The 22,243-nt window shown below is 44.1% G+C and carries 22 protein-coding genes; 17 read left to right on the forward strand and 5 right to left on the reverse strand.

Going from position 1 to position 22,243, the window contains the following annotated elements; all coding sequences use genetic code 11:
• Nucleotides 1–1,007: 1,007 nt before the first annotated feature.
• From aspS to PSI22_RS00040, 8 genes are all read left to right on the forward strand, one after another.
• Complete coding sequence (aspS, locus tag PSI22_RS00005) at nt 1,008–2,777, forward strand: aspartate--tRNA ligase (protein ID WP_273577731.1); 1,770 nt, start codon at nt 1,008–1,010, stop codon at nt 2,775–2,777.
• A complete protein-coding gene (gene nudB, locus PSI22_RS00010; RefSeq protein WP_273577732.1) occupies nt 2,777–3,211 on the forward strand; it encodes a dihydroneopterin triphosphate diphosphatase in 435 nt (144 codons plus the stop codon). The genes aspS and nudB overlap by 1 nt, the downstream gene beginning before the upstream one ends.
• Before the next feature lie 30 nt (nt 3,212–3,241).
• A complete protein-coding gene (locus tag PSI22_RS00015; RefSeq protein ID WP_273577733.1) occupies nt 3,242–3,985 on the forward strand; it encodes a YebC/PmpR family DNA-binding transcriptional regulator in 744 nt (247 codons plus the stop codon).
• Between the two features lie 95 nt (nt 3,986–4,080).
• Entirely contained in the window at nt 4,081–4,602 is a 522-nt protein-coding gene (gene ruvC, locus PSI22_RS00020; RefSeq protein ID WP_038183506.1) for a crossover junction endodeoxyribonuclease RuvC, read from the forward strand.
• A gap of 81 nt (nt 4,603–4,683) precedes the next feature.
• Nucleotides 4,684–5,301, forward strand: a complete 618-nt coding sequence (gene ruvA / locus PSI22_RS00025; RefSeq protein ID WP_273577734.1) for a Holliday junction branch migration protein RuvA — start codon at nt 4,684–4,686, stop codon at nt 5,299–5,301.
• Between the two features lie 16 nt (nt 5,302–5,317).
• A complete protein-coding gene (ruvB, locus tag PSI22_RS00030) occupies nt 5,318–6,325 on the forward strand; it encodes a Holliday junction branch migration DNA helicase RuvB (protein ID WP_273577735.1) in 1,008 nt (335 codons plus the stop codon).
• A 111-nt stretch (nt 6,326–6,436) separates the two neighbouring features.
• Complete coding sequence (locus PSI22_RS00035; RefSeq protein ID WP_273577736.1) at nt 6,437–6,928, forward strand: YhfG family protein; 492 nt, start codon at nt 6,437–6,439, stop codon at nt 6,926–6,928.
• Nucleotides 6,921–7,520 carry a putative adenosine monophosphate-protein transferase Fic gene (locus tag PSI22_RS00040; protein ID WP_273577737.1) on the forward strand — a complete coding sequence of 200 codons (600 nt, stop codon included), beginning with the start codon at nt 6,921–6,923 and terminating at the stop codon, nt 7,518–7,520. Before PSI22_RS00035 ends, PSI22_RS00040 begins: the two co-directional genes overlap by 8 nt.
• Before the next feature lie 141 nt (nt 7,521–7,661).
• Here the strand turns inward: PSI22_RS00040 and znuB are convergent, their stop codons facing one another.
• Both znuB and znuC read right to left on the reverse strand, forming a co-directional pair.
• Nucleotides 7,662–8,447, reverse strand: a complete 786-nt coding sequence (gene znuB, locus PSI22_RS00045; RefSeq protein WP_273577738.1) for a zinc ABC transporter permease subunit ZnuB — start codon at nt 8,445–8,447, stop codon at nt 7,662–7,664.
• Nucleotides 8,444–9,193, reverse strand: a complete 750-nt coding sequence (znuC, locus tag PSI22_RS00050; protein ID WP_370688953.1) for a zinc ABC transporter ATP-binding protein ZnuC — start codon at nt 9,191–9,193, stop codon at nt 8,444–8,446. The genes znuB and znuC overlap by 4 nt, the downstream gene beginning before the upstream one ends.
• An 85-nt stretch (nt 9,194–9,278) precedes the next feature.
• Here znuC and znuA point away from each other — a divergent pair, with 85 nt between their 5' ends.
• From znuA to lpxM, 3 genes are all read left to right on the forward strand, one after another.
• The gene (gene znuA, locus PSI22_RS00055; RefSeq protein ID WP_273577739.1) at nt 9,279–10,235 is read left to right on the forward strand and encodes a zinc ABC transporter substrate-binding protein ZnuA; all 957 of its coding nucleotides are present in this window, start codon (nt 9,279–9,281) and stop codon (nt 10,233–10,235) included.
• Nucleotides 10,236–10,255: 20 nt separating this feature from the next.
• On the forward strand, nt 10,256–11,569 hold the full coding sequence (mepM, locus tag PSI22_RS00060) for a murein DD-endopeptidase MepM (RefSeq protein ID WP_273577740.1): 1,314 nt from the start codon (nt 10,256–10,258) through the stop codon (nt 11,567–11,569).
• A 124-nt stretch (nt 11,570–11,693) separates the two neighbouring features.
• Nucleotides 11,694–12,662: a lauroyl-Kdo(2)-lipid IV(A) myristoyltransferase gene (gene lpxM, locus PSI22_RS00065; RefSeq protein WP_273577741.1), complete on the forward strand. Its 969-nt coding sequence runs from the start codon at nt 11,694–11,696 to the stop codon at nt 12,660–12,662.
• A gap of 56 nt (nt 12,663–12,718) precedes the next feature.
• On the opposite strand, the gene pyk is transcribed toward lpxM, so the two are convergent.
• Both pyk and PSI22_RS00075 read right to left on the reverse strand, forming a co-directional pair.
• Nucleotides 12,719–14,161 carry a pyruvate kinase gene (gene pyk / locus PSI22_RS00070; RefSeq protein ID WP_273577742.1) on the reverse strand — a complete coding sequence of 481 codons (1,443 nt, stop codon included), beginning with the start codon at nt 14,159–14,161 and terminating at the stop codon, nt 12,719–12,721.
• Between the two features lie 175 nt (nt 14,162–14,336).
• Entirely contained in the window at nt 14,337–15,185 is an 849-nt protein-coding gene (locus PSI22_RS00075; protein ID WP_503016464.1) for a MurR/RpiR family transcriptional regulator, read from the reverse strand.
• Nucleotides 15,186–15,578: 393 nt separating this feature from the next.
• On the opposite strand from PSI22_RS00075, the gene zwf reads away from it, so the two are divergent.
• From zwf to mdtI, 3 genes are all read left to right on the forward strand, one after another.
• Nucleotides 15,579–17,054, forward strand: a complete 1,476-nt coding sequence (gene zwf / locus PSI22_RS00080) for a glucose-6-phosphate dehydrogenase (protein WP_273577744.1) — start codon at nt 15,579–15,581, stop codon at nt 17,052–17,054.
• Between the two features lie 493 nt (nt 17,055–17,547).
• Complete coding sequence (mdtJ, locus tag PSI22_RS00085; protein WP_273577745.1) at nt 17,548–17,898, forward strand: multidrug/spermidine efflux SMR transporter subunit MdtJ; 351 nt, start codon at nt 17,548–17,550, stop codon at nt 17,896–17,898.
• A 1-nt stretch (nt 17,899) separates the two neighbouring features.
• Nucleotides 17,900–18,232, forward strand: a complete 333-nt coding sequence (gene mdtI / locus PSI22_RS00090; RefSeq protein ID WP_038196888.1) for a multidrug/spermidine efflux SMR transporter subunit MdtI — start codon at nt 17,900–17,902, stop codon at nt 18,230–18,232.
• 100 nt (nt 18,233–18,332) lie between these two features.
• Here mdtI and PSI22_RS00095 read toward each other — a convergent pair whose 3' ends face one another.
• A complete protein-coding gene (locus PSI22_RS00095) occupies nt 18,333–18,677 on the reverse strand; it encodes a RidA family protein (RefSeq protein ID WP_273577746.1) in 345 nt (114 codons plus the stop codon).
• Between the two features lie 102 nt (nt 18,678–18,779).
• Here PSI22_RS00095 and yoaA point away from each other — a divergent pair, with 102 nt between their 5' ends.
• The 3 genes from yoaA (at nt 18,780) to PSI22_RS00110 (ending at nt 22,146) form a co-directional block, all read left to right on the forward strand.
• Complete coding sequence (gene yoaA, locus PSI22_RS00100) at nt 18,780–20,696, forward strand: DNA repair helicase YoaA (protein WP_273577747.1); 1,917 nt, start codon at nt 18,780–18,782, stop codon at nt 20,694–20,696.
• Between the two features lie 64 nt (nt 20,697–20,760).
• A complete protein-coding gene (gene tsaB, locus PSI22_RS00105) occupies nt 20,761–21,456 on the forward strand; it encodes a tRNA (adenosine(37)-N6)-threonylcarbamoyltransferase complex dimerization subunit type 1 TsaB (protein ID WP_254850646.1) in 696 nt (231 codons plus the stop codon).
• A gap of 114 nt (nt 21,457–21,570) precedes the next feature.
• Nucleotides 21,571–22,146: a Slp family lipoprotein gene (locus PSI22_RS00110; RefSeq protein ID WP_273577748.1), complete on the forward strand. Its 576-nt coding sequence runs from the start codon at nt 21,571–21,573 to the stop codon at nt 22,144–22,146.
• Nucleotides 22,147–22,243: the final 97 nt, after the last annotated feature.

The following is a 22,243-nucleotide window of genomic DNA, read 5'->3' on the forward strand; positions in this document are numbered from 1 at the left end:
GTTAGCTAAAAGCGGGATTTCCCGTCTTTAACCTCTGCATGGTGCCGGCATCCTTCCGTTTGAAACGGAGGCAGTAAAAACTAACTGTAGGGATTCCTTTAGTTTAAGGAGCCTCCAATTTGAGAGGCTACCATCTTTAAGAGGGTAGGTTAAAAACAGCTCTGTATATTTAACGTACCAACCTGTAGTCGAGGTCCTCAGTTTGGCTCAGTTCTAATCGGACAAATTTTTGGCTGATCGCGCCAATTGGGATTTGAAAGCCCATTTAAGTGGGAATGCCCATTTTGACGATAACTCATTGATATTTAATCAGACGCCAGATTTGGCGTCTGCTTGTTCAGCCCCTTGCGCACAAGTAATACGTTGAAACACAATGAATTTATTGCGTTTGTCCAGCACATAAAGTAACCATTGGGATTTCCCCAACAGTTGGAATAAAGACGAATTTACGGAAGAGATGTCTCAGGTGGTCAAAGTGACGGCCTCGGACAAATCAATGAGTTAAGCAACTAGGGTGGAAATCACCACAGTAGGGGAGCTTGAGTTTAAGCCGTCCAGTACAGGCATATATATTAATGACTGAATACGTATTACGTTCGCAGTGATTTAACTGACTGATTTTTATAATGAAGAAAAAACCAGATCATCTCAAGATGGGCTATCCCACCTTGGGTATGGTGATTTCCACCATACCTTTTGTTTGTGCAGGTACCTCATATGTCAAAGGGCAGATTTCTGTTCTATAGTGATAGTAGTTCGCTCTCATCCTCACTCTATAACCCTAAACTTTCCCTATCAAACGTGCGTAAAATCCATTGCTATATGCTATAGTAAGTATGTTTTTTTGTTTGTACATACTGGTGTACATTTGTTATTTTATCAAGTTGTATATTTTATTTAATTACATGTTTTAATTGAATTAAATTAAATATAATAATCTTCCTAAAAAGAACAATGCCAAAATTTCCGCAGCAGAATGCATAACGAGCTGAGTAAAAGGATATTGTATGCGTACTAATTATTGTGGGCAGTTGAGCCTGGCCCATGAAGGCCAAAAAGTCACTCTTTGTGGTTGGGTAAACCGTCGTCGTGATTTGGGCGGCCTGATCTTTATTGATATGCGTGATCGCGAAGGTATCGTTCAGGTATTTTTTGACCCAGACCAAAAAGAAGCATTTGCTCAGGCTTCTGAACTGCGTAATGAGTTTTGTATTCAAATTACGGGGATAGTGCGCGCCCGTCCTGACAGCCAGATCAATAAAGAAATGGCCACTGGAGAAGTTGAAGTTTTCGCAGATAGCCTGATGATTTTCAATCGTTCAGAGCCATTGCCACTGGATAGCAATCAGAACAACAGTGAAGAACAACGCTTGAAATACCGCTATCTTGATTTGCGTCGCCCAGAGATGTCACTGCGCTTGAAGACCCGCGCAAAAGTCACCAGTTTTGTTCGTCGTTTTATGGATAATGCTGGCTTCCTTGATGTGGAAACCCCGATGTTGACCAAGGCCACGCCAGAAGGTGCGCGTGACTACCTGGTGCCAAGCCGTGTCCATAAAGGCAAGTTTTATGCATTGCCTCAATCACCACAACTTTTCAAACAATTGCTGATGATGTCCGGTTTTGACCGTTATTATCAAATTGTGAAATGTTTCCGTGATGAAGACCTGCGGGCAGATCGCCAGCCAGAATTCACGCAAATCGATGTTGAAACCTCATTTATGACCGCTGAACAAGTTCGCGAAATCATGGAAAAAATGATCCGTGAATTGTGGCTTGACGCACGAGGTGTCGATTTGGGTAACTTCCCCATCATGACATTTGCAGAAGCGATGCGCCGCTTTGGTTCAGATAAGCCAGATCTGCGTAACCCACTGGAACTGGTGGATGTTGCTGATTTAGTAAAAAAAGTGGAATTTGCTGTTTTTGCTGAACCTGCCAACGATCCAAAAGGCCGTGTAGCCACCATTTGTGTACCGGGCGGTGCTGAACTGAGCCGTAAGCAAATTGATGAATATGGAAAATTCGTCGGTATTTATGGCGCGAAAGGACTGGCATGGATGAAAGTTAACAATCGTGCCGCAGGTCTGGAAGGGGTGCAAAGCCCGGTTGCTAAATTCCTGTCAGCAGACGTGGTGGAAGGTTTGTTGTCCCGTACCAATGCACAGGATGGCGATATCCTGTTCTTCGGTGCTGACAAGAAAAATGTTGTTACTGATGCAATGGGAGCGCTGCGCCTGAAACTGGGACGTGATCTGAACATCACTGATCTGGCGAGCTGGAAACCGCTTTGGGTGATTGACTTTCCAATGTTTGAAGACAATGGCGAAGGTGGCCTGCATGCAATGCACCACCCATTTACTTCTCCATGTGATATGTCGGCGACAGAATTGGAACATGATCCAGAATCTGCCATTGCGAATGCTTATGATATGGTTATCAATGGCTACGAAGTGGGGGGCGGTTCTGTTCGTATTCATCGTAATGAGATGCAGCAGGTGGTATTCCGCATTCTGGGCATCAATGAGGAAGAACAGCGGGAAAAATTTGGTTTCCTGTTGAATGCCCTGAAATACGGAACCCCTCCTCATGCGGGTCTGGCTTTCGGCTTGGATCGCCTCGTCATGTTGCTGACGGATACCGATAATATCCGCGATGTGATTGCATTCCCGAAAACAACGGCGGCAGCCTGTTTGATGACTGAAGCACCCAGTTACGCGAATCCTGCATCATTGGAAGAACTGGCAATCTCAGTCGTTAAAAAAAAGAGCGAATAATGGATTACAAGCGCCCTGAGTCTGTACTGGTTGTGATTTATGCGGCTACCAGCAAAAGGGTGCTGATGTTACAGCGGCGGGACGATCCTGAATTCTGGCAATCCGTAACCGGTAGCCTTGAAGGGAGCGAAAAACCGTGGGAGGCTGCGTTACGTGAAGTACAGGAAGAAATTGGCATTGATATTGTTAATGCGGGTTTTGAACTGACAGATTGTCAACGTTGCCTTTATTATGAGATTTTTTCACATTTACGTTATCGATATGCTCCGGGTGTAACGCGCAATAAAGAACATTGGTTTTTGCTGGCGTTACCTGAGGAGCGTGAGATTCTGCTGACAGAACATCTGGCTTATCAATGGCTGGCGGTCGAAGAGGCTGCCAGATTAACGAAGTCATGGAGTAATCGGCAGGCAATTGAAGAGTTTGTTATTTAGTCTACTAGACGTTTTATCGGAGATATTTTCATGGCAGGTCATAGTAAATGGGCCAATACGAAACACCGCAAAGCCGCGCAGGATTCAAAACGCGGTAAGATTTTTACTAAAATTATCCGTGAATTAGTAACAGCTGCACGTCTTGGCGGAGGCGATCCGGCTTCTAACCCACGTCTGCGTGCAGCCGTCGATAAAGCGCTGTCCAACAACATGACTCGTGATACGCTGAATCGTGCCATTGCCCGTGGTGTTGGCAATGATGACGCGGATAACATGGAAACCATCATTTATGAAGGTTACGGTCCGGGTGGCACAGCAGTTATGGTTGAATGTTTGAGCGATAACCGCAACCGTACCGTTTCTGATGTACGTCATGCTTTCACCAAAACTGGTGGTAACTTGGGTACAGACGGCTCTGTTTCTTACCTGTTTACCAAGAAAGGTGTAATTTCCTATGCACCGGGTCTGGATGAAGATGCGGTGATGGAAGCGGCTTTGGAAGCGGGTGCAGATGATGTCGAAACCTATGATGATGGTGCAATTGACGTTTATACCACACCAGAATCTTTTGGCGATGTTAAAGATGCACTGGATGCAGTGGGTTTCAAGGCAGAATCTGCGGAAGTTTCCATGATCCCATCCACCAAAGCGGAACTGGATGCAGAAACAGCACCTAAATTACTTCGTCTGATTGATATGCTCGAAGATTCTGACGACGTTCAAGAGGTTTACCACAATGGTGAAATCTCTGATGAAATTGCAGCGCAGCTGTAATTACCATTAGGGTTCACAGCGTAGAGAAAGTGTTCCTTATCTCAGGGCACTTTCTCTAACGTTTTTATCCCATATCACAGGTGGAATAAATCGATATGGCGATTATTCTTGGTATTGACCCCGGCTCTAGAGTCACGGGGTATGGCGTGATTCGCCAGCAGGGACGGCAACTTATCTATATTGGTAGCGGTTGTATTCGAACAAAAGTAGATGATTTACCCAATCGTTTGCAGAGGATTTATGCAGGTGTTACCGAAATCATTACCCAATTCCGACCTGATGTTTTTGCGATAGAACAGATTTTCATGGCGAAAAATGCGGATTCAGCCTTGAAACTGGGGCAAGCTCGTGGCGTAGCGATTGTGGCTGCGGTCAATGAATCCATTCCTGTATTTGAATACGCAGCCCGTCAAGTCAAACAGACCGTTGTTGGTACTGGGGCGGCAGAAAAAAGTCAGGTTCAGCATATGGTTCGCTCTATGCTTAAATTGTCTGCTAACCCGCAGGCTGATGCCGCAGATGCTCTGGCTATTGCGATTACTCATTGCCATTTGAACCAAAACTTATTGCGTGTGGGTGATGTGCGGTTAAATTTAACGCGAGGGCGTTTGAAATAAACTATGCTGGATATACGTCCAGCTTTTTTTATGCTATAAGCTGCAGCGGAATGATTTATTTTTATTTTCAGGGGGTAAACAGTGATAGGGCGTTTGAGAGGAACCGTGTTGGAAAAGCAGCCACCATTAGTTTTATTAGAAACCAATGGTGTCGGTTATGAAGTTCATATGCCAATGACCTGTTTTTATGAACTGCCTGAAATCGGCCAAGAGGCTATTTTATTCACTCAATTTATTGTGCGTGAAGATGCTCAGTTATTATACGGTTTTAATGATAAGCAAGAGCGCGCACTTTTTCGTGAACTGATCAAAGTTAATGGTGTAGGGCCGAAGCTGGCACTGGCGATCCTGTCAGGGATGTCTGCTCAGCAATTTGTGACTGCTATTGAACAGGAAGCCATTACCTCATTGATTAAGTTGCCGGGGGTCGGCAAAAAGACGGCCGAAAGGCTGGTTGTGGAAATGAAAGATCGCTTTAAAGGTCTTAACGGTGAGCTGTTTAATCAAAGCAGCGATATTAATTTGCCTGCAGTGGTTAAACAAGCCAACTCTAATGCAGATATTGAAGCAGAAGCCGCTTCCGCATTGGTTTCACTGGGATATAAGCTGCAAGAAGCCAGCCGAATGGTAAGTAAGGTGGCTAAACCGGGCGCAGATTGCGAAACGCTTATTCGAGAAGCGCTGCGCGCGGCTCTGTAGTCACAGGAGTTAAGTAATGATTGAAGCTGACCGTCTGGTTTCAGCAGAAGTTCTGCAAGATGATGAAGTCATTGATCGCGCTATCAGGCCAAAATTACTGTCTGAATATGTTGGGCAACCTCACGTTTGTGAACAGATGGAAATTTTTATTCAGGCTGCGCGGCAACGTGGTGATGCACTGGATCATCTACTGATTTTTGGCCCTCCAGGATTGGGTAAGACCACGCTGGCTAATATCGTAGCGAATGAAATGGGCGTCAATCTCCGCACAACATCAGGGCCTGTTCTGGAAAAGGCCGGTGATCTTGCCGCCATGCTAACCAATCTTGAACCCCATGATGTTCTGTTCATTGATGAAATCCATCGCTTGTCTCCGGTTGTGGAAGAGATCCTTTATCCTGCGATGGAAGATTATCAACTGGATCTCATGATTGGTGAAGGTCCAGCCGCTCGTTCAATAAAAATTGATCTGCCTCCATTTACGTTAGTTGGTGCAACGACTCGCGCGGGGTCTTTAACCTCCCCATTACGCGACCGATTTGGCATCGTACAGCGCCTTGAATTTTATAACGTAGATGATTTACAGAGCATAGTTTCCCGTAGTGCCCGCTATATGGGGTTGGGCATTTCAGAAGAGGGAGCAAGGCAAATTGCCATGCGTTCCCGTGGTACACCTCGTATTACCAATCGTCTGCTGCGTCGTGTGCGAGATTTCTCTCAGGTAAAAGGGGATGGTTCTATTAATGGCGACATTGCAGTCCAAGCTCTCGATATGCTGAATGTTGACTCGGCAGGTTTTGATTATCTTGATCGTAAGCTATTAATTGCGATTATTGATAAATTCATGGGTGGCCCTGTCGGGGTGGATAACTTGGCAGCCGCGATTGGTGAAGAGCGGGAAACCATTGAAGATGTTCTGGAACCATTTCTGATCCAGCAAGGTTTTATCCAGCGGACTCCTCGAGGAAGAATTGCTACCAATCATGCTTATCGGCATTTTGGACTGAGTAAAGAAGTGGAGTAGAAATATTTCAATACCAGCTCGGGTTGGTTGCCAAGAGCTGGATATACCTTGTGACTTGCAAAGGTGGTGGTGTTATAATGTACAATATTGTGAACGTGATGAGACTTATGTATGGTTCAGCAAATTGATTTCACTTTAAACCAAGCTTTGAAAGCTGAAAATATTGAAACGCTAAAATCTTACGGCGCTTATGTTGAGCTTAAAAACCGTATTGAACAATATATTGGTTTTAGCTTAGGAGTGAAAAATTGGAATGACCTTTTTGAAAAAATGCTTTTATTAAGGGAAGCGGTTACCACTGAAAGTGAAATAATAAGAAAAATTATCAATGAAAGTAGCTTTATAGCCGCAAAGAGTCAATTGAGTCACACTTTGGGAATTTGTATACAAGCTAAAAGTAAACAACAACTTGCAACCAAGATAGATAATTTGCTAAAAGTTTTTTCTTGGTCTTGTTTTGATCCATATAAAAAATTTGAAGAAACGAAATTTAGAAATTTTCAAAGTAGTTCGAGGCTGGAAGGGATAATGATTGAAGGCCCTGCTGGGAGTATGAATCTAAATGATGTAATCGCCAAGTATAAACGGTATTGCAATGGATAAATACGATGTCTCTTATGATCAGTACTGTTATGATAATTCATCTGTATTAAAAAATAAATTAAATATTAATGACATATACGGATTCGAAAAAGCAGAGAGAGACATTACAAGTATAACAATTCTTAGAGTCTCTTATTCTCCTCCTCCTTATAATATTTATTACTTTAAGCTATTACATAAAGAAATATTTTCTGAAATTTTCAACTGGGCAGGAGAAATAAGAACCGTTGATATATCCAAAAATAACACAAGGTTTTGTAATGTTAATCGAATAGAACCAGAAGCTGAAAAATTATTTTCTCAACTGGAAAACGAACAATGGCTAATTGGCTTAGAAAAGGAAGAATTTTGTAAAAAACTGGCAGAATATTACTGTGAATTTAATATGATTCACCCCTTTCGTGAAGGAAATGGCAGAGTTCAGCGATTGTTCTTCGAACATTTAGCGTTATCGGCAGGTTATGAATTGGATTGGCAAGATATAGACGTTACAGAATGGATTAATGCTAATATCGATGGCGTTTTTGTCAATTATGAACCAATGAAAATAATTTTTAAACGAATTATTAAGGTCGCAGTTAATTATTTTTAACGGATAAGTCAAACCAATTTAAATTATTAGATATTGCTCAATTAAAAAGGGCTACAATCATTGAGATTATAACCCTTTGTATTTATATGGTATAAAAAACCATTATCATATTTTCAATTTTTATATTGCCAATCTGAATTATCAGTTTTTCGCCTTACACGTTAAACTTAATGCAAACAATGCTGCCGAGCAGAGCACAACAGAAGGTCCGGCGGGGGTATTATAAAATGCCGATAAAGTTAATCCTCCCGTGACAGCAAGCATACCAACAGCAATAGCAAAAACTGCCATGTGCTCTGGCGTACGGGAGAATCGACGGGCAGTGGCAGCCGGGATAATTAATAGCGAAGTGATGATCAATGCCCCGACAAATTTCATCGCCAATCCAATGGTCAAAGCTGTAACCAGCATTAAAAGCACACGTAAGCGCTGGATTTTGATGCCATCAACAAATGCTAAATCCTGACTGACCGTCATCGACAGCAACGCACGCCATTGCCATGTCAGTAAACCAGCAACAATAGTAACACCTGCTGCAATCAACCAGAGATCTTCATAAGTGACAGACAGCAGATCACCAAATAAATACGCCATCATATCGACTCGGATATTGGTCATAAAGCTGACGACTACCAAGCCTAGAGATAGCGCACTGTGCGCCATAATGCCCAGCAGAGTATCGACCGCTAATTGTGGGCGTTTTTCCAGCCAGACTAAAATCATTGCTAATATCAACGTAACAGCAATGACGGCATAAAACGGATTAACGTCTAATAAAAAACCGAATGCCACGCCGAGCAATGAAGCGTGTGCCAAAGTGTCACCAAAATAAGACATTCTCCGCCAAACAACAAAAGAGCCGAGCGGCCCTGCGGCGATGGCCAATAAAATGCCAGCCAGCCAGCCTGGGAGTAATAACTCAATCATCGACGTGGCTCCCCACCGTTTTTCAAAATAATTTTTCCTCTCAGATCATGTTGATGGTTGTGGTGATGGCGGTAGACTGCCAGCTGTTCTGCACCATGATGGCCAAACATTGCGATGAATTCTGGATGCATTGATACCACCTCAGGTGTACCAGAACAGCAAATGTGTTGGTTAAGGCATAAAACCTCATCTGTTTTCGCCATCACCAAGTGCAAGTCATGGGATACCATAAGCACGGCGCAATTAAGTTCTGTTCTGATTTGATTGATCAAATCGTAAAGCGCCAGTTGGCCGTTCACATCGACACCTTGTGTTGGTTCATCAAGCACCAGAAGTTGAGGATGATTGAGCAAGGCTCTGGCGAGTAAAACCCGCTGGGTTTCCCCTCCTGACAGTTTTTGCATGGGTTGCTGTAATAAATGTTCAGCATTGACACGCTTTAATACGGGTATGATGTCTGCTGATTTAACATTTGGCCTTAGCATCATGAAACGTTTGACAGTTAAGGGTAGGGTAGGATCAAGGCTGAGTTTCTGTGGGACGTAACCGATTTTCAGTGGATGACTGTGTTCGATAGTTCCAGAAGTTGGCTGAATTAAGCCCAGAACAACACGAACCAGTGTTGATTTACCCGCACCATTTGGGCCGATTAACGTTAGGATCTTGCCTTGTTTAAGACTGAAAGTGATATTGTTTAATACCTTGCGGCTACCAAATTCAACTGTAATATTTTTTAGGGTGATCATAATGGATATGCTAAAAGAGTCTTGCAGAATCATTGAGATGTTATAATATAACATTTTAAAATTCAATGCATGGAATATTCATAATATGTTACACAAACCACAGAAAGACGCGCATAAATTTTTTCGCCAAATAGTGTTGGCTACTGCACTAATGACAGGGATAAATTACTCGGCGCAGGCCGATGTCGTCACATCTATCCGGCCGCTGGGTTTTATTGTTGCCGCTATTGCTGATGGTGTAACAGACACTCAAGTACTGCTGCCTGATGGTGCGTCTCCACATGATTACGCGTTAAGGCCTTCTGATATCCGTAAGATTAATCAGGCCGATTTAGTTATTTGGATCGGCCCGGATATGGAAACATTTCTGGCGAAGCCGATAACCAAAATTGCGCAGAACAAACAGTTGGCGCTTGCTCAATTATCCACCATTAAACCATTGCTATTGAAAAATAGTGAAGATGAAAATGATTTAGAAGAATCGAGTCAGCCTAAACATGAAGCTGATCACGAACATCACCATCACGGTGAATATAATATGCATATCTGGCTTTCTCCGGAGATTGCGAAGCAGGTGGCTCAGGCAATATATATTCAACTTGTCGAGCAGTATCCGCAACAAAAGCAGCAATTAGAAGTAAACCTACGTAAATTCAATGGACAGCTTGTACAAACTGACAAAAATGTTGCTAGTATTCTAAAACCTGTGCAAGGGAAGGGATATTTCGTTTTTCATGACGCTTACGGTTACTTTGAAAAACATTACAAGTTGGCTCCGTTAGGTGTGTTCACGGTTAATCCTGAGATACAGCCCGGCGCACAGAAATTACATTATATACGAACACAATTAGTTGAGCAGAAAGCCACATGTATTTTTGCTGAACCTCAATTCAGGCCAGCCGTTATTCATACCGTAGCAAAAGGTACTGATGTACGTACGGGAACACTAGACCCATTGGGAAGTGGCATAGTATTAAATAAAGACAGCTATATGAAATTTATAACTCAGTTGTCTGAACAATACGCGAGCTGCCTGAATTAGTACAATAAGGAATTTTATTAGTGCAGCAGATAGTTAAAACTATCGTTTTGGTATACAACAACTTGCCGAGACCACACAAGCTCATGCTTGGTTCTCTGACGTTAGTCACCTTAGCTGTCGCAGTGTGGCGGCCAGTTGCTTACCATGAACAAGAAGAAAGAACAGGCAGTATTATTCTGAGCACCCCAAATAATATCTCAGATGCGACCGACGATTCGATAGGCGATATCGATGAGCAACTCCCTGATGAAGGAATTGGCGATGATGAGGGTGGTTCGGATACAACTGTAAATGCTCCCCACCAATATGTTGTCTCCGGTGGGGATACCTTAAGTTCTATTTTGACCCAGTTTGGGATTGATTCATCTGATGTGGCTTTATTGGCCAATCAGTATAAGTCGTTGCGCGATTTAAACATTGGGCAGTCATTATCATGGACAATCGATGAAAATGGTAATTTAAAAACGTTAACATGGGGTATATCACGACGTGAAACCCGTATTTATATCCGTGAAGGTGATGTTTTTAAAGAAACAAGTGCATTTCAGAAAGGGGAGTGGAAAAATACGATTGTCAAAGGCAAGATAGATGGCAGTTTTTCTGGTAGTGCTCTTTCCGCTGGATTAACCAGTGGCGAAGCAAGAGATATCACAAAAGCGCTGCAATGGCAGATAGATTTTCGTAAATTGCGTAAGGGCGATCGCTTTTCTGTGTTGATGTCCCGTGAAATGCTGGATGGAAAAAGTGAACAGAGTCAGTTAATGGGTGTTCGTTTGCATAGTGGCGGAAATGATTATTATGCTTTCCGCGCAGATGACGGCCGCTTTTACGATGGCAATGCGTCTGGTCTGGAACGTGGCTTCCTGCGTTTTCCGACTATGAAACAATTCAGATTATCTTCTTCTTTTAATCCCCACCGTTTAAATCCTGTTACTGGGAGGATCACTGCACATAAAGGTGTGGATTTTGCCATGCCTGTGGGGACACCTGTTCTGGCTGTAGGGGATGGGGAAGTCATTGTCTCCAAGTTTGATGGTGCCGCAGGTAATTTCATTGCCATTCGGCACGGTCGCCAGTATACCACTCGATACATGCACTTAAGAAAATTGCTGGTGAAACCGGGCCAGAAAGTGAAGCGTGGTGAACGTATTGCTCTGTCAGGTAATACAGGGCGCTCAACTGGCCCACATTTACACTTTGAATTCTGGAATAACCAGCAGCCAGTAAATCCACTTACTGCTAAATTGCCACGCTCTGGCGGATTAAACGGTAAAGAGCGTTCGGAATATATAGCTAAAGTCAGGGATATCAAGCCTCAATTATTGCTGGATTGAATGCATCGACCCCTCGATTATTAACAGACATAAAAGCGGATGATTGATATCATCCGTTTTTATATTATTTTTTGTTGGAAGCTTGTGTATTGAAAGCTTGTTTTGGAACCATCAGAGTTAGCTCATGAATAAAGAGAAAGATACAGATAGTAAACTGGGATATGTCCCAACGTTTCATCTATCCTATTTGCATCCTCGTTATTGGGGGCTTTGGACTGGTGTGGGAGTATTGGCGGGATTGGCTTATGTTCCGGTAAAATGGCGTGATCCACTGTTAGCCAAGATGGGTATTTGGGCGGGTAAGAAAGCGAAAAGTGCCCGTCGCAGGGCGAAAATCAACCTGGTTTATTGCTTTCCTGAGCTACAGGAACAGCAACGTGAAGCGTTGATTGACAAAATGTTTGCAACCGCGCCTCAGTCTTTTGTCATGCTGGCAGAACTTTGTCTAAAGGGAGCTGAATCAACGCTTCAGCGCACCCGGTGGCACGGTGAAGAAATACTTCACTCGTTAAAAGCGCAAGGTAAGAATGTCATTTTACTGGTTCCCCATGGTTGGGCTATTGATATTCCTGCTATGCTGTTGGCTGCGCGTGACCAAAAAGTGGCAGGCATGTTTCATCATCAGAGCAATCCTGTTGCTGATTATTTATGGAATAAAGTTCGTACTCATTTTGGTGGCCGCCTGCATTCCCGTGAAGCGGGGATTAAACCGTTTATTGCGTCGATCCGTCAGGGGCACTTAGGCTATTATCTGCCCGATCAGGATCATGGCGAAGAACACAGTGAATTCGTCGATTTTTTTGCTACTTACAAGGCGACACTACCCGCGATTGGGCGCTTGATGAAAGTCAGTCGGGCAGCCGTTGTGCCGTTATTTCCTGTTTATAATTGCCAGACTCATCAGTTGGATATCTATATCCGCCCGCCGATGGATGATATTGAAGGGCAGGATGACACTTATATTGCCCGTCGCATGAATCAGGAGCTGGAGGAATTGGTACGTCCTAATCCTGAACAGTATACGTGGATACTGAAACTGCTTAAAACACGGAGAGCAGGGGATATAGAGCCTTATAAAAGGAAAGATCTCTGATTTCTTACTATCAGGGGCAGCATATGCTGCCCCTGATATTATTCATTAATAGCCAATTACTCTACTTCAAGCACTCGACAGGTATTGGTACTACCAATCGTTCCCATTTGATCGCCCTGAGTAACCAGTACCACATCACCAGAAGTCAGATAACCCTTATCGCGCAGGCGATTGACGGCTTCGTTTGCGGCGGAGATCCCATCAGTGTGAGTGCTGCAATAAACTGGCGTAACACCACGGTAGAGGGCGGTGCGGTTCAGGGTGGATTCATGGCGTGACATGGAGAATATAGGCAGACCGGAACTGATGCGTGACATCATGCGTGCTGTGCGACCTGATTCCGTCATGGCAATAATCGCCTTGACACCTTTCAGATGATTGGCAGCATACATGGTTGACATTGAAATGGCCTCTTCAATGCTGTCGAATGTAATATCCAATCGATGTTTGGACACATTAATGCTTGGCATCTTTTCTGCGCCCAGACAAACTTGCGCCATTGCTGCAACAGTTTCCGCAGGATATTGACCCGCAGCGGTTTCGGCTGAAAGCATAACGGCATCAGTGCCATCAAGTACCGCATTGGCAACATCCATCACTTCTGCCCGCGTTGGCATAGGGTTAGTGATCATGGATTCCATCATTTGAGTGGCGGTAATTACGACACGATTCAGTTGACGGGCGCGGCGAATTAGCTTTTTCTGGACACCAACCAGCTCAGGATCACCAATTTCAACGCCCAAATCACCACGGGCGACCATGACGACATCAGATGCCAGAATGATTTCATCAATAATATCGTCGCTGCTGACAGCTTCCGCGCGTTCAACTTTGGCGACAATTTGGGTTTCACAACCTGCATCACGGGCAAGGCGGCGGGCATAATTCAGATCTTCACCTGAGCGAGGGAAAGAAACCGCAAGGTAATCAACACCAATTTTTGCTGCTGTAATAATGTCTTGTTTGTCTTTTTCTGTCAGCGCTTCAGCCGACAAACCGCCACCTTGTTTATTGATGCCTTTGTTATTGGAAAGCGGACCGCCTACGGTGACTTCCGTGAAAACTTTCATGCCCTGAACATCCAGGACTCTCAATTGAACGCGTCCATCATCCAGTAACAGAATATCACCGGTCGTAACATCAGACGGTAATCCCTTATAGTCGATACCAACTTTTTCTTTATCTCCCTCTCCCTTACCAAGATTGGCATCCAGTAAGAATTTATCTCCAATATTCAGGAATATTTTGCCTTCCTTAAAAGTGGATACGCGTATTTTAGGCCCTTGGAGATCGCCGAGGATGGCCACGTGGTAGCCCAAACGGGCTGCGATTTCCCGCACTTTATTAGCACGTTGAATATGATCTTCCGCAGTGCCATGAGAGAAATTAAGGCGGACAACGTTGGCTCCCGCATTGATGACTTTCTCTAAATTGTCGTCACGATCCGTTGCAGGGCCTAGCGTAGTGACGATTTTCGTTCTTCTGAGCCGTCTGGACATGTATTACTCCGTTGACCTGTGAAGTATAGGGTTTTGATTACTGTAAGATAACCATTTAGATTCTTGATTATCAACCCCGCAATAAGAATGATACTGACGGGGGGAGACTTTCCATTATGCTACCAGCCTAGAGAGCCGATAAATAGTGAACAAAAACACAGTCTATTTTTCTGGTTTACTCATACTTATCAAACCGAGAATTGCGTAACGCTTCTTTGACTCTCTTCAAGTTATCCCTGAATTTTGAGCCTCGGCGTAATGTAAAACCCGTTGCCAGTACATCAATGATGGTAAGTTGAGCAATTCTGGAAACCATTGGCATATAAATATCCGTGTCTTCGGGAACATCCAGCAGAATGGGCAGGGTCGCTTCGTGTGCCAGCGGTGAACCCGTTGAGGTGATGGCAATAACAGTTGCGTCATTTTCACGGGCTAACCTGGCGATTTCTACCAGATTTTTGGTTCGACCCGTATGAGAAATTAGAACTACAACATCCCCTTCGGCACTGTTAATGCAGCTCATTCGCTGCATGACAATATCGTCAAAATAGGTGATAGGGATATTAAAGCGGAAAAATTTGTTCATGGCATCATGAGCTACTGCGGCTGATGCACCTAATCCGAAAAAAGAGATTTTTCTGGCCTGTGTCAGCAGATCAACCGCACGGTTAATGGCCGCAATATCTAGATTACTTTTAACCGTTTCTAGATTAGCCATCACCGATTCGAAAATTTTGCTGGTATAAGACGTGACGCTGTCACTTTCTTCCACATTACGATTTACGTAAGGCGTACCATTCGCCAGGCTCTGTGCCAGATGTAACTTAAAATCCGGGAATCCTTTCGTGTTCAGGCGACGACAAAAACGATTAACTGTAGGTTCACTGACATTCGCCAGCTTAGCCAAGGTGGCGATACTTGAATGGATGGCAGTATGTGGTGAAGCAAGGATGACCTGCGCAACCTTTTTTTCTGACTTACTCAAAATATCAAGGCTATTTTGGAGGCGTTCCAGTGTATTCATAAGACGCAGTTCAACCTTTGGTTTTAACGATTTCATTAACAGGAGAAATCTATGTAACTTTCATGAAAATATACTACTTGTTATTGAAGGCTGGCAGTGGCAAAAAATGAATAAGTTGATATTTTTCATGAAAATATGACGGGTGTCTAACTTTCAACTTGGTAAGATTACTTCTTAAACGTTGGAAATTTTCAGTAAATTGTTACAGCGCGGTATAAATATCGACCACAATACAGTTTTAACGTGAAAATCGTACCCAGAAAACGGGGAAGATAGGATTTACTCTAGCAGTCTACATGAATAAATGAGTGTTTACTGCTTATAATCAAAAGAGTACATTACCCGCGAGTTCTGTAAAAAAATTACAATATCCCGTAATTGAGGAGATGCAACATGGCGGTGACATCCGTAGCTCAGGCTTGTGATTTGGTGATTTTTGGGGCGAAAGGAGACTTAGCACGCCGGAAATTAATGCCTTCCCTTTACCAGTTGGAAAAAGCGGGTTATATCCATCCAGACACCCGAATTATCGGAGTTGGTCGCGCTGACTGGGATAAAAAAGCCTACACGAAGGTGGTTGAGGAAGCGTTGGCAACGTTTATGTCTGAAAAACTTGATCCAGAATTGTGGAAAAAACTGAGTACACGTCTGGAGTTTTGTAATTTAGATGTCAATGAAACGGAACATTTCACTCGACTGGCGAAAATACTCAAGCAGGACAGCCTGCCAGCCATTCATTATTTCGCTATGCCGCCAAATACCTTTGGTTCCGTGTGTCATGGGCTGGGGGCTGCGGGTTTGAATAAAGAGCCTAATCGCGTAGTGATGGAAAAACCACTGGGGACAGATCTCGCTTCTTCCAAAGCAATTAATGATGAAGTGGCAAAATATTTCAATGAAAGCCAGATCTACCGCATTGACCATTATTTAGGTAAAGAAACCGTACTGAATTTATTGGCGCTGCGTTTTGCCAATTCACTGTTTGCCAATAATTGGGATCATCGCACGATTGATCATGTGCAAATTACGGTTGCTGAAGAAGTGGGTATTGAAGGGCGCTGGGGGTATTTTGACCAGGCCGGCCAGATGCGCGACATGATCCAGAACCACCTGCTGCAAATCCTGACCATGATTGCCATGTCTCCACCGTCTGATTTAACCGCAGACCGCATTCGTGACGAGAAAGTTAAAATACTGCGTTCATTGCGCCGCATTGATCAGACCAATGTGCGGGAAAAAACCGTTCGTGGGCAATATACCGCAGGCTTCGTGCATGGGAAGAAAGTGCCGGGCTATCTGGAAGAAGAGGGTGCGAATAAAGTCAGCAAGACTGAGACCTTTGTATCGATTCGCGTTGATATTGATGATTGGCGCTGGTCAGGCGTTCCTTTCTATCTAAGAACAGGTAAGCGCTTACCGGCTAAATGCTCTGAAGTTGTCGTCTATTTTAAAGAGCCTTCATTAAATTTATTTGCCGATTCTTATCAGCAATTGCCGCAGAACAAATTGACGATCCGCTTGCAACCTGATGAGGGTATTGATATCGAAGTCCTGAATAAAGCACCAGGACTGGAGCACAAGCATCGTTTGCAGACCACGAAACTTGACCTGAGTTTTTCTCAAACATTTAATCAGATACATCTTGCAGATGCTTATGAGAGATTGCTGCTGGAAGCCATGCGCGGTATTCAGGCGTTGTTTGTCCGCCGTGATGAAGTGGAAGAAGCGTGGAAATGGGTTGATTCCATTATGGACGCTTGGGAGGCAGATAACGAACCACCGAAGCCTTATCAAGCAGGAACTTGGGGGCCAGTGGCTTCCATCGCGATGATTACCCGTGATGGGTGCTCGTGGAATGAATTTGAGTAACAACAAAATTAATAACAAAAAATAATTAATCGTGTTATACAATCAGCCGGATTTGATATTCGGCTGAATGACTGACTTGTTATAAATTTCAACGCTCTATTGGAACTCAAGTCATTGCTTTCTATTTTAGGCTATGCTAGAAATATACCCACTATTAACACCACTAATATGGAGATTCGTAGTATATCATACAGTGATCATCGTGTGATGAAAGAATAAAACATCATGAATAGCGCCAAAAGCGTCACAATTCAACAAAGTAGCAAAATTCAACGCAGTACACATGTTCTTTTTCTCTCCGCTATCTTATCTAGCGAACACTATTGGTGCGGTGCACTTTAGGGTCTTCTCCTGCTAACCGGTTTTTCACCGGACGATTCTAGTTTTTCGCCAAAATGTCAGGCTAATTCTGATATCACGTTTTTAAATAATTTTATTGGTATTAATGGTTTGATGTCTTGGCATGCTAATACGGTATGTTCAGGAGAAAAAAATGATTTATTGGATATTTCTTGCACTGGCGATTTTGACAGAAGTGATTGGTACTCTGTCCATGAAACAAGCCAGTGTTTCAGGTGATTTTACCGGCATGATTGTGATGTATACCATGATCACAACTTCTTATATTTTGCTGGCCATTGCCGTGAAAAAGGTCGCTCTGGGAGTCGCTTATGCCCTATGGGAAGGGATTGGCATCCTGCTTATTACAGCCTTTAGCGTATTGTGGTTCAATGAATCACTGTCACCCATGAAAATCGGTGGATTGGCCCTGTTGATAGCAGGAATTGCACTGATTAAATCCGGTACAAAAAAAGCCTCGAATCATCTAATGAAGGAGGCATAACATGTTGACACCATTTGAATGGTGGCATGCCGCTTTCCTCGTTCTGGCGGTTCTACTGGAAATTGTGGCAAATATTTTACTGAAACTGTCCAACGGTTTTCAGCGCTTCTGGATCGGGGTTTTATCGCTGGTAGCTGTTCTGGCGGCATTCAGTGCGCTGGCTCAGGCAGTAAAAGGTATTGAACTTTCCATCGCTTACGCGCTTTGGGGCGCATTTGGGATTATTGCCACGGTTGCAGCAGGTTGGATCATGTTTAATCAAAGACTGAATGTCAAAGGTTGGGGTGGTATTGTGCTGCTATTGATTGGCATAATTATGATTAAAATGGCTTAAGTGCGCTGCCTTAAATAGCGATTTTTTAAATTTAATTTGTAGAATGGCATTGAGTGAGTTGAAAGGTTCTCAATGCCATAGCAAACCTGAAAAATGAAGGTTATAGGGCTGCGATGATCTTGATTTCCACTTTGTATTTTGGATTCATCAGTTTAGCCTGAACAGTACAGCGTACAGGTGCGCTTCCCGCAATAACCCATGCATCCCATGCCGCATTCATGCCGGCAAAGTCGGTTTTATCTGCCAGAAAAATCGTCGCATCTATGATTTTGCTTTTATCTGAACCCAAGCGCTGCAACATGATATCAATTGCTGCCAGTGTATCGGCAGTTTGTTCTGTGATATCACCATCCAGTTTTTCTGGCACGCTAGTATAATAGATAGTGTCATTGTGAATGACCGCTTCTGACCAGCGGATATCTGGATCAATGCGTTCAATAGTCATTAAATCTCCTGTTAATTTATACAGTTTTATTGCTGAATTGGCTGGTGATTACTACTCAGTATTGGCATAATTCTGCCACATTTTATTGTAAAGAGACGGTTCGTGTCAGACGATTTTGCGAAAAATGGCGTACTTGCCAAGGCGATACAAGGTTTCAAGCCCCGTGATGCACAGCGGGAAATGGCTTCAGCCATCAGCGCTGCAATAAAAAAACAGCAGCAATTGGTGGTGGAAGCGGGAACGGGAACGGGTAAGACTTTTGCCTATCTGGTGCCTGCATTACGTTCAGGCAAAAAAGTGATTATTTCCACAGGTTCCAAGGCGTTGCAGGATCAGCTTTATAACCGTGACTTGCCGACCGTCGCTGGTGCGTTGAAGTTTACGGGCAGTCTGGCCTTATTGAAAGGGCGCTCAAATTATCTATGTCTTGAGCGCCTTGAACAGCAATCACTTGGCAGTTCTCAGCTTGAGCCAGAGATGCTGGCAGACGTGGTTAGGCTGAGAAGTTGGTCATCTCAGACAGAAGATGGCGATATCAGCACTTGCCACCAAATCGCGGAAGACAGCACTGTCTGGCCATTGGTAACGAGTACTAATGACAACTGCCTAGGTGGTGATTGCCCACGCTATCAGGAATGTTTTGTTCTGAAAGCTCGCCGCAAAGCGATGGAATCGGATGTCGTCATCGTTAACCATCATCTGTTTATGGCGGACATGGTGGTGAAAGATACCGGATTTGGCGAATTAATCCCTCGTGCGGATGTGGTGATTTTCGATGAGGCACACCAGCTTCCCGATATTGCCAGCCAGTATTTTGGTCAGCAATTGGGTAGTCGCCAATTGATGGACTTATCACGAGATATCATCATGGCTTACCGTACTGAAGTACGGGATCAGGCCCAACTGCAGAAAAGTGCGGATCGTCTCAGCCAAAGTGCGCAGGATTTTCGCCTGTCCTTAGGAGAGAACAGTTATCGGGGCAATCTCCGTGAAGCTTTGCAGCAGCCACAGATACAGCGGATGCTGGTACGGTTGGATGATGCACTGGAACTCTGTTATGACGTAATGAAGCTCTCTTTGGGGCGTTCGGCCATGCTGGATGCAGCTTTTGAACGGGCAACGGTCTATCGTAATCGCCTTAAAAGGCTGATCGACGTCACTGTGCCCAATTATAGTTATTGGTTCGAAAGTTATGGACGGCATTTTCTACTGGCACTAACGCCACTATCCGTATCCGATAAATTCAGTGACATGATCCGTGAACAGTCTGGTTGCTGGATTTTCACGTCCGCAACTTTATCTGTCAATGAACAGCTTGAACACTTCACGGCACGCTTGGGATTAAAGCAAGCCCAGACGTTGCTTCTGCCCAGCCCCTTCGATTATCAGCGTCAGATGCTACTGTGTGTTCCGCGCCATTTGCCATCACCGAACCAGAATGGCGGGGCAAAATGGTTGGCACGTATGCTGAAACCATTAATTGAAAGCAATAAGGGGCGTTGTTTTTTTCTTTGTACTTCCCACCAGATGGTGCGCGGTCTGGCGGAGGAATTCCGTGCCAGCCTGACATTGCCCGTGTTGGTACAAGGAGAAACAAGCAAAGGACAGCTGTTGTCCCAGTTTATTTCTGCGGGTAATGCATTACTGGTGGCGACTGGCAGTTTTTGGGAAGGTGTGGATGTTCGTGGTGATGCATTGTCCTGTGTCATTATTGATAAACTGCCGTTCACCGCGCCGGATGATCCTCTGCTCAAGGCACGGATTGAAGATTGCCAGCTTAAAGGCGGAGATGCCTTTAGTGAAGTCCAGATTCCCGATGCAGTGATCAGTCTGAAGCAGGGCGTAGGGCGTCTGATTCGTGATATTGATGATTATGGCGTGGTCGTTATTTGTGATAATCGTTTAGTAATGCGCCCATATGGTGAAATTTTTCTTAACAGCTTACCACCTGCCCGCCGTACACGTGATTTATCGAAAGCGGTGGCATTTCTTAAATCACGTCCAACAGAGTCAGAGTAAAATCTCAGGGGCTATGGTAGTATAGCCCCCTTATTTCGAATTCTATTCTTGCCGGAGTTAAGGCATGTCCACGCGGATTTTAGCTATTGATACTGCAACTGAAGCTTGTTCTGTTGCACTTTGGAACGAAAGTGTCATTGAGGCACAGTTTGAAATTTCTCCCCGGGAACATACTCAACGCATTTTACCGATGGTTCAGGCGGTATTGTCTCAGGGCAATTTGAGTCTGCAACAGTTGGATGCGCTGGCGTTTGGTCGAGGGCCAGGTAGTTTTACTGGAGTGCGGATTGGTATTGGCGTTGCTCAAGGTCTGGCATTGGGTGCTGAATTGCCGATGCTTGGTGTTTCATCCCTCAAAACGATGGCGCAGGGGGCGTTTCGCTTAAAAGGTGCGCAAAATGTTCTGGTTGCCATCGATGCCCGTATGGGAGAGGTTTATTGGGGGCAATATACCCGTAATTCACAAGGTGAATGGCAGGGTGATGAAACAGAGGCAGTTTTGAAGCCTGAACAGGCACAGGCTGTCATGAATGCCTTAACTGGAGTTTGGGCAATTGCCGGAACTGGATGGGAAGCCTATCCTCAATTATTGGACACTCATTTAGATTTGGTAAAAAGTGACATTACTTTACCTCATGCGGAAGATATGCTGCCACTGGCTGTTCAGATGTGGAAAGCAGGAGAAGCAACGGCAGTTGAACATGCCGAACCCGTTTATCTGCGCAATGAAGTGACATGGAAGAAATTACCAGGCCGTTAAAGTAAATAAACGTAATTATGTAAAGCTGATGCAACTTGTGATGGGAAATGATGTCCATGAATATAGATGCTCAGGTTAATTTTTTCCGTGATTTTTACTGCAATGGAGGAGCTTATGCTTAAGGGGACGCACTATCGAGTCATGCTGCAAGTAGTTGCATTGGCGGGAGCAATGATACTTACAGGTTGTGTATCGGTTCCTGAGGCAATAAAAGGAACGACCAAAACACCCGTAGAAAATCTGCTTTCTGTCAAAAATACACCTGAACTATATATTGGGCATGAAGGGCGCTTTGGTGGAAAGGTATTGAGTGTCTTAAATGAAAAAGACAGGACTCGGCTAGAAATTTTGGCTTCACCACTGGCAAGTAATGCGGCTCCGCTTTTGAATAAGCCTTCGCTTGGGCGAATTTATGCCTATGTGAATGGTTTTTTAGAACCGAATGATTTTAAAGATCATTATGTGACAGTGGTGGGTTCGATTACAGACCTGGAAAAAGGGATGGTGGGGAATAGTCCGTATAATTATGTCGTGATGAGTGTCGTTGGTTTTAAACGCTGGTATGAATCTGAACGTGCTGCTTTACCACCTGTTGGTAACTCTGTTTTCTGGAACTATTATGGTACTCCTTATTTTTCAGACTGGGGCCAGATAGTGAGCATGAAGGACGCTTTGGCGGAAAGGTATTGAGTGTCTTAAGCCAGACTCAGGTAGTGCCTGTTGAAACGATTTTGACCGAATGATCCTGTCTGACGGATAAAGTTTGCAGATACAAAATAAATGGCCT

The sequence above is a fragment of the Xenorhabdus aichiensis genome, assembly GCF_028598775.1.
GTDB lineage: Bacteria > Pseudomonadota > Gammaproteobacteria > Enterobacterales > Enterobacteriaceae > Xenorhabdus > Xenorhabdus bovienii.